Origin of the sequence: Paenibacillus gorillae (assembly GCF_000513275.1) — a bacterium.
GTDB lineage: Bacteria > Bacillota > Bacilli > Paenibacillales > Paenibacillaceae > Pristimantibacillus > Pristimantibacillus gorillae.
On sequence record NZ_CBVJ010000093.1, the window covers coordinates 40,322 to 55,349 of the forward strand.

At 48.7% G+C, this 15,028-nt stretch carries 16 protein-coding genes, 1 pseudogene and 1 other annotated feature; of the genes and pseudogenes, 6 read left to right on the forward strand and 11 right to left on the reverse strand.

The window, feature by feature from the left end; genetic code table 11:
• Nucleotide 1 precedes the first annotated feature (1 nt).
• Nucleotides 2–619 carry an SCO family protein gene (locus TY10_RS15950; RefSeq protein ID WP_042165479.1) on the reverse strand — a complete coding sequence of 206 codons (618 nt, stop codon included), beginning with the start codon at nucleotides 617–619 and terminating at the stop codon, nucleotides 2–4.
• A 30-nt stretch (nucleotides 620–649) separates the two neighbouring features.
• On the reverse strand, nucleotides 650–1,504 hold the full coding sequence (gene cyoE, locus TY10_RS15955) for a heme o synthase (RefSeq protein WP_042165481.1): 855 nt from the start codon (nucleotides 1,502–1,504) through the stop codon (nucleotides 650–652).
• Between the two features lie 277 nt (nucleotides 1,505–1,781).
• Here cyoE and TY10_RS31620 point away from each other — a divergent pair.
• A pseudogene (locus TY10_RS31620) lies at nucleotides 1,782–1,970 on the forward strand (cell wall hydrolase); the annotation flags it as partial.
• A gap of 425 nt (nucleotides 1,971–2,395) precedes the next feature.
• A complete protein-coding gene (gene gerQ, locus TY10_RS15965; RefSeq protein WP_052350592.1) occupies nucleotides 2,396–2,872 on the forward strand; it encodes a spore coat protein GerQ in 477 nt (158 codons plus the stop codon).
• On the opposite strand, the gene TY10_RS15970 is transcribed toward gerQ, so the two are convergent.
• The gene (locus TY10_RS15970; RefSeq protein ID WP_042165486.1) at nucleotides 2,869–3,165 is read right to left on the reverse strand and encodes a hypothetical protein; all 297 of its coding nucleotides are present in this window, start codon (nucleotides 3,163–3,165) and stop codon (nucleotides 2,869–2,871) included. The genes gerQ and TY10_RS15970 overlap by 4 nt on opposite strands.
• Nucleotides 3,166–3,293: 128 nt before the next feature.
• On the opposite strand from TY10_RS15970, the gene TY10_RS15975 reads away from it, so the two are divergent.
• Nucleotides 3,294–4,280: a metal-dependent hydrolase gene (locus TY10_RS15975; protein ID WP_042165489.1), complete on the forward strand. Its 987-nt coding sequence runs from the start codon at nucleotides 3,294–3,296 to the stop codon at nucleotides 4,278–4,280.
• A gap of 152 nt (nucleotides 4,281–4,432) precedes the next feature.
• Here TY10_RS15975 and TY10_RS15980 read toward each other — a convergent pair whose 3' ends face one another.
• Entirely contained in the window at nucleotides 4,433–4,660 is a 228-nt protein-coding gene (locus TY10_RS15980; protein WP_042165491.1) for an alpha/beta-type small acid-soluble spore protein, read from the reverse strand.
• Between the two features lie 132 nt (nucleotides 4,661–4,792).
• Here TY10_RS15980 and TY10_RS30785 point away from each other — a divergent pair, with 132 nt between their 5' ends.
• A complete protein-coding gene (locus TY10_RS30785; protein ID WP_162160621.1) occupies nucleotides 4,793–4,963 on the forward strand; it encodes a DUF5325 family protein in 171 nt (56 codons plus the stop codon).
• 55 nt (nucleotides 4,964–5,018) lie between these two features.
• On the opposite strand, the gene trpS is transcribed toward TY10_RS30785, so the two are convergent.
• Complete coding sequence (gene trpS, locus TY10_RS15985) at nucleotides 5,019–6,005, reverse strand: tryptophan--tRNA ligase (protein ID WP_042165494.1); 987 nt, start codon at nucleotides 6,003–6,005, stop codon at nucleotides 5,019–5,021.
• A gap of 69 nt (nucleotides 6,006–6,074) precedes the next feature.
• Nucleotides 6,075–6,337, reverse strand: a binding site (T-box leader).
• A gap of 143 nt (nucleotides 6,338–6,480) precedes the next feature.
• Here trpS and TY10_RS15990 point away from each other — a divergent pair.
• Both TY10_RS15990 and TY10_RS15995 read left to right on the forward strand, forming a co-directional pair.
• Nucleotides 6,481–7,509, forward strand: a complete 1,029-nt coding sequence (locus TY10_RS15990; protein WP_042165497.1) for a permease — start codon at nucleotides 6,481–6,483, stop codon at nucleotides 7,507–7,509.
• Nucleotides 7,506–7,952: a DUF1980 domain-containing protein gene (locus TY10_RS15995; RefSeq protein ID WP_042165501.1), complete on the forward strand. Its 447-nt coding sequence runs from the start codon at nucleotides 7,506–7,508 to the stop codon at nucleotides 7,950–7,952. The genes TY10_RS15990 and TY10_RS15995 overlap by 4 nt, the downstream gene beginning before the upstream one ends.
• A gap of 589 nt (nucleotides 7,953–8,541) precedes the next feature.
• Here the strand turns inward: TY10_RS15995 and TY10_RS16000 are convergent.
• The 6 genes from TY10_RS16000 to TY10_RS16025 are packed head-to-tail and all read right to left on the reverse strand — an operon-like array spanning nucleotide 8,542 to nucleotide 15,020.
• Complete coding sequence (locus tag TY10_RS16000) at nucleotides 8,542–8,760, reverse strand: helix-turn-helix domain-containing protein (protein ID WP_042165504.1); 219 nt, start codon at nucleotides 8,758–8,760, stop codon at nucleotides 8,542–8,544.
• A complete protein-coding gene (locus TY10_RS16005; RefSeq protein ID WP_042165506.1) occupies nucleotides 8,760–9,122 on the reverse strand; it encodes a YhjD family protein in 363 nt (120 codons plus the stop codon). The genes TY10_RS16000 and TY10_RS16005 overlap by 1 nt, the downstream gene beginning before the upstream one ends.
• Nucleotides 9,123–9,175: 53 nt before the next feature.
• Entirely contained in the window at nucleotides 9,176–9,883 is a 708-nt protein-coding gene (locus tag TY10_RS16010) for an N-acetylmuramoyl-L-alanine amidase (protein ID WP_081735312.1), read from the reverse strand.
• Nucleotides 9,873–10,094, reverse strand: a complete 222-nt coding sequence (locus tag TY10_RS16015) for a hypothetical protein (RefSeq protein ID WP_042165508.1) — start codon at nucleotides 10,092–10,094, stop codon at nucleotides 9,873–9,875. Before TY10_RS16015 ends, TY10_RS16010 begins: the two co-directional genes overlap by 11 nt.
• Before the next feature lie 12 nt (nucleotides 10,095–10,106).
• Nucleotides 10,107–10,337 (reverse strand): hemolysin XhlA family protein, encoded by a 231-nt coding sequence (locus TY10_RS16020; protein ID WP_042165512.1) that lies wholly within the window; start codon nucleotides 10,335–10,337, stop codon nucleotides 10,107–10,109.
• Between the two features lie 60 nt (nucleotides 10,338–10,397).
• Nucleotides 10,398–15,020 carry an LPD38 domain-containing protein gene (locus TY10_RS16025; RefSeq protein WP_052350572.1) on the reverse strand — a complete coding sequence of 1,541 codons (4,623 nt, stop codon included), beginning with the start codon at nucleotides 15,018–15,020 and terminating at the stop codon, nucleotides 10,398–10,400.
• Nucleotides 15,021–15,028 lie beyond the last annotated feature (8 nt).

Consider the following 15,028-nt stretch of genomic DNA (forward strand, 5'->3'; position numbering starts at 1 on the left):
CTTATTCCTTGGCCAGCTGCTTCAGATCAGCCGCCAACTGCTCCGGCGTCAACTCTTCATCATTGCCGCTAATCCATTTGCGAATTTGGCCTTTCTTGTCAACGAGCGTAATGACATTGAAATGAATAAAGGAGTTGTTCGCCTCATCCTTTTTGACCCCAACACCAAAATCTGTTGCAAGCTTCATCGTTGATGCTTCTTCCCCCCGCAAAAACAGCCAGCCTGCGCCCGGCTCCGCGAAATTACGTTCAGCGAACGCACGAATCACTTCCGGTGTATCCCGCTCAGGGTCAAATGTTATCGACATCATCTCTGCCGACTTGCCCAGCACGCCGTCCTTTTGAAGCAAGTCCTGCGTCTCAGACAGAAGGAATGTAGTAGGCGGACAAACGTCCGGACAGTTGGCGAAATAGAAATAAACCAGTCTTGCCTTGCCGTTTGTCGATTCTAGAGACACCTCATTGCCGTCGATATCATTCAACGTAAATGCAGGCGCTGCTTGAAGAACAGGCATTGATTCTTTCTGATTTCCGAAATAAGTTACTAACAAATAAATACCCATAGCCGCGCATAGCGCCAACACGGCGATTTTGAAGCTGTGCTTTTTCAAAAACAACATGCCTCGTTAATCCTCCCCACAGTTAAACCATTATTTAATCGTATTGGCAATCATGACGATAAATACGACCATTAAGTAGTTGACCGAAATTAGAAAATTGACTTTCGCCCATTTCTCATCATTAGCGGCTTTCAAGCCCATAATCGTATGTGCAGCCCAGATTACGCTCGCCAATACGGAAATAATGAGGAACACGATACCTGCGTAACCATAAGTGTAAAGTAAAACGCAAGTTGGAATGAGCAAAACCGTGTACGGAATCATTTGCAGCTTTGTCCGCTTGATGCCTTTAACAACCGGAAGAAGCGGGTATTGTGCCGCCCGATACTCCTCCACCCGGCGAATCCCAAGCGACCAAAAGTGCGGCGGCTGCCACAGAAACAGGAAGGCAAACAGCAGCCAAGCTCCTGCATCCACTTCCGAAGTTACGGCGCAATAGCCTAGTACCGGAGGCATTGCTCCGGAAATGCCGCCGATCGAGGTGCTCCAAGTCGACGATCTTTTGAGCCAAACGGTGTAGATGAAAATATAAACGAACCAGCCAAGGAAACCTAACCAGCCGGTTAAAGGATTAACGAGCAGAAACAATACGGCTAGTCCAATAACACCAAGCGCGATGCCGTAGGAGAGTACGAATCCTGGCGTTAATCGCCCTGTTGGAAGCGCACGGTTTTTCGTCCGTTCCATCTTCTGATCCAGTTCCCGGTCCCAATAATTATTAATGACGCATGCGGAAGCGATTGTAATCGTCGATCCGATCACGACCCACAACAGCGCCAGCCAGTCGATATTCCATTTCGATGCTACCCAAAAACCGCCGATGGCGGCGAAAACATTCATTCTGAGCAGCCGCGGTTTGGTTAATGCAATCAAGTCTTTAAACACGAAGCGAGCCTCCTAAGGTATGCCGCAAGACGCAAGTTTTGCGCCTAAACATTTCATTGATGAATCGTTCTTAATCATACCGAAAAAAGATGGTAATGACAACGTTCATACTTATTGTTCATCAATTCGCCACTCAAATTGTGACAAATAATTTGGAACCCTTTTGCTGGGCGCTCAATACACTGTGTATGTAGTTTAACGCCTATAAAACCAGCTTGAAGCGGCGCTCCCGTCTCATGCGCGCGAAGTGGAGGGCGAAGATTTCGAAGCGACTTAGAAAGGATATTTTCATCAAAAAAGCGAGAGAAAGCGATATCCGTTTGGCCTAACGGCTCATAACGGCGAGCGCCAACATCCGGCATCGAATGCGCTTTGGTTTTTCCGTCCGGCCGGAGGCTGCCCGGGTACATGGCATGACCAAGCGAACAGTGGACGCTATAAAGCGCACTGCTTCTTTATCCCAACACCAATCCGAACGTTTACCAGCAATCTTTATTTCCACGATCGAAAGCGAGGAACAACAGAATGTCTAAAGGTTATGATTACAAAGGCGGAGTAAGTCCAGTTCACACAGACGGATACGGCGTTTACGGAAATGTCGGAGGAACAACTCAGGGCTATGGCTATCCAAGCGGTCAGACCGCTACACTGCCAGCATCCAAAGAAGCAAACGCCTCCGCGGTTCTGCCGGCATCCAAAAATCCGAATGCACCAACGACCCTACCCGCTTCCTGGGGTCCAAACATGATGCCTAGCGCCATGGGTCCAAACGTAATGCCGAACATGATGCCGAACGCCATGGGACCTAATGTCATGCCAAACATGATGCCGAATGCCATGGGGCCTAATGTCATGCCGAACATGATGCCGAACGCCATGGGACCTAATGTCATGCCGAACATGATGCCAAACATGATGCCGAACGCTATGGGGCCTAATGCTATGCCGAACATGATGCCAATGATGATGGCCAAAAATGCTCCAATGGCTGGGGCTCAAGTTTCTCCGCCTATGGTGCCTAGCGGCTCCGTCATTACTCCTCAGGGGGGGAATATCGTTGCGGTTCCTGTTGCAGAAGAATCTTATGTAGAAAATATTTTGCGCCTGAACCGCGGCAAAATGGCAAGCTTCTACATGACATACGAGAACAACCGGGAATGGAACGCTAAAATTTTCCGCGGCATTATTGAAGCTGCCGGACGTGATCATATCGTCATCAGCGATCCATCGACAGGAATGCGCTATTTGCTTCTGATGCTGAATTTGGATTATGTAACCTTTGACGGACCTATCCAATACGAGTATCCGTTCCAAGGAGGCGTCGTCACGAACACAACGCCAATGACAACGCGCGAAGAGGAAATCTAGCCGTTATTCGGAAGAGCGGGCTTGAAGCTCCACACATGCATCTTGTCCGCTCCGCCGATAATCCAATCGGATACGCGATACCAAGGAGAACGCTCGCTGCAGCGTTCTTTTTTTATTTGCTCGGCTTCCGCCTCATTATCGGCATACCAGATTTCCACGAATAGATTGATTTGATCTGTTCCTTCATATAAATGTACCTTTTTCTGCTCCTGAAGCAATTGTCTGGTATAAGCTAAATAATCTGCCCGGCTGGCTTCTGCAATTTTATATTCTGCAAAACATATCGCTTGCATCTTGAATCAACTCCTTCCCTTCCAAATTATACTGGCTGTCGTTCCATTGATAAAGTCGCTTCTCTCCGTTGATACTACAGGTAATTCGCATATTCATCGCAGCGCAACCTAAGAAGGAGGATCACACCGTGGATACAGGCACGCATCTTGTCATGGGGATCGGTTTGGCTGGCTTGGCAACAGTCGACCCGGTTATTGCTTCCAATCCCTCAATTCATACTGCCGTCTTAATCGGCACCGTAGTTGGTTCGCAAGCGCCTGACTTCGATACCATACTGCGTCTCAAAGGCAATGCCAGCTACATCCGCAACCATCGGGGCGTCTCTCATTCCTTGCCCGCTATCGCAATCTGGACTGTGCTTATTACAGCCATTCTTCAACTGGTTTACCGGGGAAGCCTCCCATGGCTTCATATCGGTTCGTGGGTATTGCTTGCGGTATGCGTTCACGTATTCACCGACCTGTTCAATGCCTATGGCACACAGGCGATGCGTCCCTTCACGGATAAATGGATCTCATGGAATATCATCCATATTTTCGATCCGTTTATTTTTATCACCCATATCATCGCTATCGCACTTTGGGCAATCGGATTATGGAGTGCTGCAGCGATTTTCACTTCACTCTATGCCCTTACGGCCGTTTATTTCATTTGGCGAACGTTTGCGCAGCGGTCCACACTTCGAACGGTGCAAAAGCTTGATACGCAAAAACTTGATTCCGATTTCCATATCGTCATCCCGACCATTTCTCTAACCGGCTGGAACGTCGTGAAGCATATCCAAGACGGCAGCTACAAGATAGGCGAGCTCAGAGGCGGAAATTTAACGTGGGTGGACCAAGTAAAATGCTCTGACCACCCTGCTGTATCCAAATCGAGAAACGACCCGGCGATTCGCTCCTTCCTTTACTTTACCAAATTTGCATGTGCCGAAGTTAAGGAGCATAATTGGGGATATGAGGTGCGCTGGTCTGATGTACGTTACCGGCATCGCAAGCAATATCCGTTCGTTGGCGTTCTTCTCATGGACCGGGATTATCAAACGGTCGGCTCCTATGTAGGCTGGCTAAGCGATGAGCGGCTGATGAAGCGGCTTCGGATGAACTCTTATTAATGAAGAAACGATTGGTATTGACTTTAGGAAAGCCCCTGATGGACAATAAAAGGGGCTTTCTTATTGTGTTGTTTGTTGCGTCCTTGGGTAAAACGAAAAAAGCTCAAGGTTTCCCTTGAGCTTTAGGTAAAACTCATTGTGTATAGAAAAGTTTAGCGAAGGTTGCTGGAACCGCCGGACAGTTGTTGCTCGGCAATTTGTACAAGCTTTTTAGTAATGTATCCGCCCAAAGAACCTGCATCGCGTGTCGAAACGTTACCATAGTAACCGTCCGCTGGAATTTGCACACCAAGCTCTTGCGCTGCTTCAAGTTTCATTTGATTGAGAGCTTGTTGAGCTTGAGGTACCACCAATTGATTGCTGCTTTTGTTGCTAGCCATGCGGAATTTCTCCTTTCAGTATAGGAACTTTTGTGTGTTTTGCAAGCTTGCAAACTTATTATGCTCACCCATTCAGAAACTATGCTACATTCTAAAATTATTTTATTTATCGCTATGAAGGAGAGTTTGAACATGTCCAAACCGATGTCTCTGTTGTTTGCCGTCCTGTCCGTCCTATTCATGCTGGCAACCGCCGTATCCATTTCCATCAACGGGTGGCTGGCTCTGTTAATGGGCGTTCTAACGCTGTTTATGATCGGGAGCGGCTTTATCGTCAAAGCGAGATTGCGGCGGCGCGGATAACGGGAAAAAGGGCCGATGCGATATTCGCACCGGCCCTTTTTCTCTGCTAACTTAGCTATCTTGGAGCGATGAAGCCCATTCTTTCTTTCACTTCAGCTACCGTACGGTTTGCGATAACCGCTGCCCGTTCAGCACCTTGCTTCAGAATGTTATGGATTTCCCCAGAGCTCCGAATTTCATTGTATCTCGCTTGCAGAGGCTCCAGCACCGCAACGACATGTTCCGCCAAATCTTTTTTGAACGGACCATAGCCTTGCCCTTCATAACGGGCTTCGATCTCCTCCATCGACAGGTTTGCGCAATGCGAATAGATGCTCATCAGATTGCTGATCTCCGGTTTATTTGCAGGATCGTATTTAACCTCACGTCCCGAATCTGTCGTTGCACGGCTAATCTTCTTGCGAACAACATCCGGCGGGTCCAGTAGTGCAATGAAGCTTCCCGCGTTCGGGCTGCTTTTGCTCATCTTCTTGCTCGCATCGTCCAAAGACATAATGCGGGCGCCTATTTTCGGCATGTAGGGCTCTGGCATTGTGAAATATTCGCCAAATCGGAAGTTAAACCGTTGCGCCAAATCGCGAGTCAGCTCCAGATGCTGCTTTTGGTCCTCGCCAACCGGCACAAGATTCGAATTGTAAATTAGAATATCAGCCGCCATAAGAGACGGATAGACGAATAGCCCGGCACCAACGGAATCTTTGCCTTCGGATTTGTCCTTGAACTGCGTCATCCGCTCAAGCTCGCCCATATTCGTAAGCGTCGTCAACAACCATCCCAGCTCCGCATGTGCGGGAACATGTGATTGTACGAATACATTTGCTTTGGACGGGTCGATTCCTGCTGCAATAAACAATGCAGCTACCGCCTCTGTCTGCTCCCGCAAATTAGCCGGCTCCTGCGGCACCGTAATCGCGTGAAGATCCACGACCATGAAAAAGCATTCCTCTGTATGCTGAAGCTTGACGAAATTTTGCATCGCTCCGATATAGTTCCCCAGCGTAAGCTGGCCGCTTGGCTGAATGCCTGACAATACTCTGCCCATCGTTATCGACTCCTTTTTAATGACTGTTCACTGTTCATACCTGTTTATAAACGCAGAAAATCCCCCGCCGCAAGGGACGAGGGACCGTGGTGCCACCCTAATTCGCTAATGCCGTAACGCCGCCTAATCGGTGGTCAGCGTCAGTCAGCAAGAGCCTTCATTTGTTCCGTAACGGAGAACAGCCGGATAAGCATAGACGGTACCGATCATACCGCTTTCCGCTCTCCGCTCCGGGATCCATTCAGACGTTAGGCTTGCACCGGTTCGCACCAACCACCGGCTCTCTGGATGCATCATCACCTAAGCTTACTTGTTCCCATCATCGCATTTATCACGATTATACCTTCCTAAAATTGAAAGTCAAGGGATATGAAAAATTATCCAATTAAAGACAAGCGATAAAGTTGTCCTATCTCAACTCCTTGCGCATAGACTGTTTAATAATAAATTCGCAGCGGTTCAGAGGAGTCGTTCTATGACAAAGTTCATTTTAAAATTCGGGCCTCCGCTGCTTGGCGCAGGCTGTCTCATTATCCTGTCGCTCTTGATTACCGACCAGCCTTGGTCAGGGGCGCTATTTCACAATCCTAACCTGCAAACGTTTAAAACCTTGTTTTTATCCCTTTTATTAGAAACTTTCCCTTTCATTCTCCTGGGTGTTCTGTTCTCTGCTCTGCTGCAAGTATTTGTAACCGATGATACGATTCGGCGATTTACACCGAAGGGTCCTGTGACTGGTGTTCTGTTTGGCGCCCTGCTCGGCCTATTGTTTCCGTTATGCGAATGCGGCATGATTCCTGTCGTCCGCCGCCTGATCCGGAAAGGAATGCCGGCCTATATCGGAATTGTGTACTTAGTTGCTGGACCGATCGTCAATCCCATCGTATTTACTTCCACCTATTCGGCCTTTCGTTCAGCTCCCATCATTGCCTACTCTCGAATCGGACTAGCTTTGGTCATATCTGTTATCATCGGGATGTTGTTCTATCGCTTTATGCGTTCCAGCCCGCTTAAAGAAGAGCATAAGACGGTATTTATCCATGAAGAAGCACATCATCACGGTGCAGCGCAAACATCATCTTCAATCCGTCCGGGCTGGGGCTACCGATTGTCAGCAACACTTGGACACGCCTCCGACGAATTTTTCGAGATGGGCAAATATTTAATCTTCGGTGCCATGCTGACGGCAGTCATTCAGACCTTCATTGATAAAAGCGTCCTGACCGCCGTTGCCGATCAGCCCCTATTCTCCTACCTGTTCATGATGGGCCTCGCCTTCCTGTTATCCCTATGCTCTACATCCGATGCCTTTATCGCCGCTTCCTTTAATGGCATATTCGGTACAGGTCCGCTGCTAGCGTTCCTTGTCTTTGGACCAATGATCGATTTGAAAAATACGATGATGCTGCTGTCGGCCTTTAAGCTGAAAATCGTAGCCGCGCTCATTGCCTTAACCTTTGCTTTGGTGCTGGCTGGAGCCTGGCTTATGGAGGCGTTCCTATGAATGACCGCTGGATTAGAGCCGCTTTATTATTAGGATTTGCAATGTTGATTGCCTACTTTAACCATACCGGACAGCTTTCCTCATTCGTCGAGCCCAATATGGAAGTTTACGTAAAGCTTTCCTCGCTTGGCTTGCTAGCCGCTGCCATGCACCAGGCCTATGAAGCGCTCAAACCGGCGCATTCGCAATCCTCCAACGATTGCGAATGCGGACACACCCATCATCATTACGATCACCATTCTGTTCATGGGCATGAAGGGCATTCCCATTCAAGCGGTGCAGTCAAAAGCCTGCTCATCTACGGACTGTTTCTGCTGCCTTTGCTTTTGGGCTTTCTTCTGCCGGGTTCCAGTTCTGCCGCCGGTCACGCCTTTCACCCGCATACGCATGATCACAGTCAAGACCATATAAGAGAAACAAATGACAGCAAAAAGGACCGCTGATCCTGATCAGCGGCCCTTTTTGCCTTCTCTTCCACTAAGACTCCATATTATCCCGGTAACTCTCTCGCATAGATGGGGCTTTGGGCTGGTAACGATAGCTCCAATTCGACGAATTGTAATTGGACTCGTAACAGATGCTAGCCGACCAAGTCCCCGAGCTTGGTCTGACAGCGAAATCATACATAATTTCCCCGTGAGTCCAATTGCGCCTGAACTGTAAAGCATCGATGGCCATTTTGCGAAAAGCCTGTACTTGCAGCGGCGTCATCCCCCGCTCCAGCTTCTCGAAACTCCCATTCTTACTCTCAATCGGGTTTTGTCGTAAGCCAAATTTAATAAAAATATTGAGTTAAATTTAAATGAAGAAGGGCTGTTGATAAATATGCAATTTATTCTTTTGCGTTGTCCTAAATGCAATCTCCAATGCAAGACACCATTAAACGGATATGACCCCAGACTGCATTGTTGCGGGGATTGTTCTGATCCGCCTGACCCTGAATACGATGTTGAGTTGGTTATGATGGGATATTGGTCCCCGTACTAAAAAAAGAGCTGGTCAAAGGGATTCAGTTCCCCAGACCAGCTCTTTTTATTTAAACAGGTACCATCCCTCGACAACCCTAACAAAATTAAGCGCATCCTCCCATTCGATAAGCCGTTCCTCCTTCAACTTCTCTAGCGCCTTCCGGATCTGCCCCGGCTCACGCTGGGCCATACGTGCAAGGTCTGGAATAGATATGCGGGTATTAACGGTACGGTTTCGATTGTGAAGGATCTGCAGCAGTTTTCTTTCTGTGTCGTTCAGCATTAATTAAACATACCTCCTATATACCGCTGCAGCCTTTCAGCCATCTCATTGCGGACGACATGTCTTACAAGCGCGTACTCGGACTTGTAGCCACGCAGGATGACCTCATACAGTATTCCGTCGTCGTTACGTTTGATCTCTACGATCTGCATTTCGAGCTTTCTCACATGCTGCCGAACCTCGCGTATATCCTTATCGATTATATCAAGCACCATTTGGCTACTCTTTATATACAGCGTCTTCATGGCGTATTTTTCTTCCTGCATCTTTTTCATGTTGTTAGCCACTGCATCTCGCACAAAAGGCAGTATGCAGTAATCCCTGATTAGCCGGTACTCGTCATCAGATATTTGTCCGCTCACATCGTTCACCTCACGATGATTATATTACGAACATAAGTTCTTAATCAAGAGCATTACTTTTTCTTGTCGATGTCGACCTTCTTGGCCTTTCCGTCCCATTTGACGTCGGCTCCCAGCGCCTCAGCGACCGCCCGCACCGGAACATACGTTACGCCCGCCTTATCGTCGTACAAACCGTCAGCCAGCTTCTTTCCGTCGACACGGACCTCTACTGTCTCCATCTTCTGTTCCCCCTTGGGTTTCATCTCCGTTTCCTCCGCCTTTTTCATCTTCGAGGACACCATAGCTTTGAATGCTTCCCATCCCGTCCACTTGCCGCCATCGTACATCAGCCGCGGGCAAATCTTTCCGCTCCAATCATAATGCCGGCGAAGCCTGTCAACGCCCCAGCCCCGCGCCCGCAGCATGCCAGCAACCAAGTCAGCGGCATTGTCGAGCGTCTTTGCGTAGTTACCACTCTCGCAAATCTCTATACCAATAGAAGTCCGGTTGCCGGACTTAGTGCCGCTGCCGTCACCTGCATGCCAAGCTGCTTCGTTAAGCGGCAAGCATTCGATGGCGTCGCGTTCGTCGATAACGATATGATAGGAAGCTGTACGATCGTTAGCCGAATTTGTTAGCCATGCCCGTTCGTTTCGGGAACTGCTGGACGGGTTCCCGGTATTGTGGATTGTAATGGTTGTAGCCGTCATAGCCGGCCCCGGACGCCGATTGCACGGCGTCGTCTTTGGGATATGATCAACGATATAGTTAATTGACATCCTGATCCTCCTCCTTCGCCCCACTCTTTGCGTCTACGTGCGCCTCGGCTAAAATGTATACTGCTACACCGCCAACAGTTGTGATCAAACTTGTTATCTTGACAGCCACGTCTTCCCCCGCACCTACCAAAACAATAACGCTCGTAGCTACAGCAGCTACGAGCGCCCAAAGTTTACGACTTGCGAATTTACGTCTCCAGTTAATTTTCATGGTTTACCCTCCTTACGGTTTAAGCCCGCCGGCTAATATGAATCCAACAATAGCCACCAATACTGTTCCGCCGATTGTCCGCCAAAGCCATTTTTGATTGTCTTCGATCTTGTCAATTCGCTTATGCGCAGATGCCGCAGACTCACGAGCTGCGACTGCATTTTCATTTGCGTTAATTGCCCGGTCCAGTTTGGAGTCCATGTTATCTACCTTTGTCTCTACCCTGGTAATCCGCTGTAACATCTCATTCAATTCAATCAGTGTAGCCGCCTCCCCATAATAAAAGCCCCGCAGTAGCGGAGCTTAGTTAGATATGGCCGCTTGGGCCAATTGATTCATTTGGTCTTGCATCTGTCGAAGTGTCTCGCGCTTTTCTTTTGCAGGCATAGTTTGATCTGTTTCGATCACCCGCATTTCCTTGCGAATATCACTAATCTTGTCCGAAACTTTTCCTAGGTACTTCCGCTCTTTGTTGTTGTAGTCCTTAGGCAGCTCGCCTGTTACACCATAATCCGTCCTTGCTTGATCTAACTTGGATTTACGGTCATAGAATTTTGTCATGATGTCATTGGAGAATACCGGATCTACAGTCATCTGAGCAGCTAGTGCGCTGCCAGCAGCCTGCAGCGGGTTGTCCCCAGCTCCTGGCGTCATCATCGGGAGACCAAGTTGCCCGATTACACCAGAGTATTGTTTCATAAGGTAATCCAGCGATTTGGGAGACGTGCCTGTATGCTCGCCGATAGCCTTGGCTAGTGAACTTGTCCGCGCATCCGACTGCAACTCAGGTGACAGCCGTTCCAAGTATGCAGGAACAATCGGAGAATCAGCAAAGTTGCGATTAGCTGCAACATCCGCAATCGGTCCTGCTATTGTGTCACCCACGACGCCCGCCAGCCGGTCTGTGATTCCTCCGCTTTTTGCTGCACCTTGAATACCCGGCACAAGAAATGTCGTTCGGATCTGGTCTGCAAAGTCGCGGAATGCTTCAGGATCCTGTTTCATGAACCGGTCCATTAGACGTTCAGGAATATCGGCGAATACTGTTCCGATCTCCTTCGGCTTCGCAATCTTGATGAAAGAGCCTTCTTTCGCGGGGTTTGGAAACAGGTAGAAGTTGTCCTTTGTTCGGCGACTGACCTTTTCGTAATCTGGATTGTTGTAATTCATCGCATACGCAACCATAGCAGGTACACCAACAGCCAGAGCTGACTTCGCTATGGCTAATCCCTTGTTGTCTTTGTATGTTCTTGCGAACTTGTCCAAGCCTTGAACAGCTGCATTAAAGTACGGGAAAAAGGCGTCAAGTTCCCTGACTGCAGAGCCGCGACGCTTAAAGTTAACAGTCAGGTCCTGCGCCTCAAAAAGTCCGCGAATCTTATCTTCTGGAGCACCGCCAGCAGATGCACGTTTATATTCAGCAAGCCGCGGCGCGTTTTCAACCGCATTCATGAGGTTCTGCAATCCATCGTACGCCTTCGGTATAATTCCTTGCAGTTTGTTTCGAGATGGAATAATTTGACGCTTACTCTGCGCGAGCATGTTTCTGTCCGATGCGATCGGGGATGAATGCCCACCACCAAAGTTTTTAAATTCTCTGTATAGTTTTCCGTCCGTTGCGATTTCATAAGCAGAATGCAGCAAGTCAGACATGAAAAGTATCGGGTTATTGGTCGTTTTCGACGCGGTATACGCTGAAGGAATATCGCGCCATAAGTTTCGAGTGAGCCCAAACACGGGGTTAGCGCCGGTCGTGAGCGTCTTAAATACTTGCGTTGCTTTCCCAACCATCTGAATGAACCAGTTACTTTGATTCGGACCCATCGCCATGATTGCCTCAAGCATCGGTTTATCATTCACCTTAATATAAACAGGTTCCCCGTCCATCATGACGCGTACAACGTTATCCTTATCCAGCCCTGTCTGAGTCGCTTGGCGGAAGCTAGCATCAAAGTCGTTTGTCAGATTAGCAACCAATCCGTCAATGCCATCACTTTTAAGTGCTTCGTTAATCTGCTTCAATGATTGCGCTGACATCGCTTGATGTTCTGGAACAAGCTCTATAAAGCCCTCCAGCGCCTCAGGATCGCGTCGCAGGTTTTGGACAACCGTTTGCATGACCTCGTTACGTTTTGCCGCTTTAACGAAAGCGTCGACGTTCTCGATCATAGACTCGATAGGGCTTATGATCTTTCTCTGTGACCCGCCCTTCTGATACCCTTTGACAGGCGCTTTCTGTCCTCCAAAACTACTAGGTGACCGCCCGCTAATATTCGTTCCCGCACGTTCCAATTCCGAGAAAAACCGCTTATTCGGAACGTAAGTTGGGTTAGCTGCCATGAAAGCCTGAGCTTGTTCGCTATTCAATAGACCAGAGTCAACAAGCCAGCGATCCACCATGTTCTGCTGGAATTGATATATTTCCTCGGACATCTCTTTAAACTGCGGATAACGAGCCTCATACGCTGCAACTTTCGAAGCTCCGGCATCAGGTGTCCAATTCAGACTATCCCGGAACACTTTTTCGCCACGTCCAGCCCTCGTTATAGCATGCTTATTCAAAAGGTAATCCTCGAAATCCACATAAGAGTGACGCTTATTTGGAAGTCCTGATAGAATTTCTTTCAGTGATTTTCCGATTACATGCCCTTTGTTGTCGAGTTGACCAGTAGTAAGAATTTGATGTGCAATAACATCTGCGCCTCTTGTGTTCAAGGCCAATGTATGAGAACGATCAGCAGCTTTTAAAGGCGAGCCAACCACTCGTTCAACTTCTTTATCAAAGATATTTAACGGGTGAAGATTATCAACCAGTTTCGTATATGCCTTATCAGACATCACGTTAAGCGGTAATTTTTCTCGATCAGCACGAGTTACAAGTTGAGACTTCGTATCCGTCGACAGGTTGTCATATGGTTTTACCTTGCTTCCGAATGCAGAAAAACCGAGTTTTGATGAACTCGGTTCGGTCGGCAATTGCATCGGCTGTAAGTCTGACTTCCCGTTAATTTCTACGATATCATTACCTGCATGATATTTTTTGGAATAGGCACCTACTTCGGCATCTTGAGTTATGTTCCAAAACTCGATCGGGGATTTACCAACTTCAGGCTCCGAAGTGTATGGTATCTTATCACCATGCCATCCCCATCTTCCTGTGCTGGAATTTTTAGATACTAGATACATACCATCTGGGCCAAGCACTACTCTTGGATCTGCTTCTTTATTTAAAGAACCGTGACTGCCGATCAACTTAGCAACGTCCTTATCCACGTAAACAGTTAGCTGAGAAGGAGTTTTTAACCCAACGTCATTAGGGTTGTGCCCTTCATGTAAAGTTTTCGTTCTCTGTGTTGAGCCATTTTCACCTAAAGTGTAAGTACTACCTTTTGACGTTTTAAAACCTGTGTATTTATTCGGTGTCGTCTCTGGGCTTTCATTTAAAGCTTGGGCTTCTTCTGTGATGTCAATTCTCTTGGTTGGCGCAACTCCTGGAGCCCTCCCAGGTATGGTTTGAGGGGCTGCTGCGGGAGCAATCTGACCTTGTATATTCCGTTCGGCATTAGACCGGACAGGGAACGGCGCTCCTGCTACCTCACGAGCAGTCTGATTGGCTCGGGCGCGGTCCATTAAATCAGGTGTAATCCGGTTCACCCTTTGTGGGTAAGCCCTCTGAATCAACTCGTCAAGACTCACTCCGTTAGGACCGGCCATTTGCCTCCACAATGACTCGACCTCTAGATCCTCACGACCTGGAGTCAACCTGCCCTCGTCCTGTAGGCGCTTAGCCTGCTCCATGAGAGATTCAAATTGTGTCCGATATGGGTTGCTTTGCTGTGAAACTCTTGCTGCAGTAGCTGCCTGTGGTTGCGGCTCCGGAAGTGCAAATGTGTATTCCGGTGTAATAATATCTGGAGTTTGAGCGCCATTTGGATTCCCGCGTTCTCGCGGCGCTGGTAAAGCTAAGAGATTCTGCACCTCAGATTCCGGTATACCTGCCTTTCGCATTCGATTAGCCAGTGCTGTGCCGACTTTCCCCAGACCAGAAAGAGCAGCAACGCCGCCACCGCCCAACAGTCCGGACAACCCAATGTCAACCCCGCGTTCTAGCGGAGTCTGGTCATTACGGTTCGTTAATTGCTCCCCTATTTCAATACCGCCACCAAGTCCTACACCTGCTTGAACACCGCGGCCAACGTTACTGAGTAAGGAAGCCCCTTTAACAAACTTGCCTGCGGGGAGCGCAACTCCACCTGCAAACTGTCCAGCTCGACCTGCTCCAGTTTCTGTTGCTCCTTCAGCTCGTTCAGGCAATCCCATTACTCGATCTCCATATGTCGACAACCCAAGAGAAGCTGTATCGCCTGCACCTCGGATAAAGTTGGTAACCGGATTGGAGTCAGTTACACCCGGGATATCTGTTGCTTTAATGCCCTGACCAATCTGTTCGATGATTGGCGTACCTTTCACAGCTTTATCTGCGATTGACCCTTCACGTGGCGCAGGGAATCGTTCAGCAAGACCTTCAGGCATCAAAGCAGCAGCCACATCTTGACTTAGCCGCGCCAGTCTCGTTAAGGGGGCGTCCTTTACCCGTTGTTGGCGTTCCTCGCGCTGCCGGTCAGCGGTTCCCTCGAATCGCTTTGCTGACTCCACTTGCTGCTGAAATGAAGGCGCATCCGGTATCGGTCCGGTGTACGTCCGACTCGATGGCGGTTGGATAGTATCCTTGGCCGCTTGGAGTTGCTTCATTGGGTCGAATAGCTCCGGCGCCAGACTTCTCGTCTCTTGTGCGCGCTGTTCCTCAGACTTTAACCGGTCAATTCGTCTGGATGGAGCAGACTGTGCTGCAGGACCTTCGGACAGCCGAGCCATAACGCGCTCCCTTGCCTCTAAACCTTGTTTTAATCGGTCTCGTCTCGACATGTGTCTGC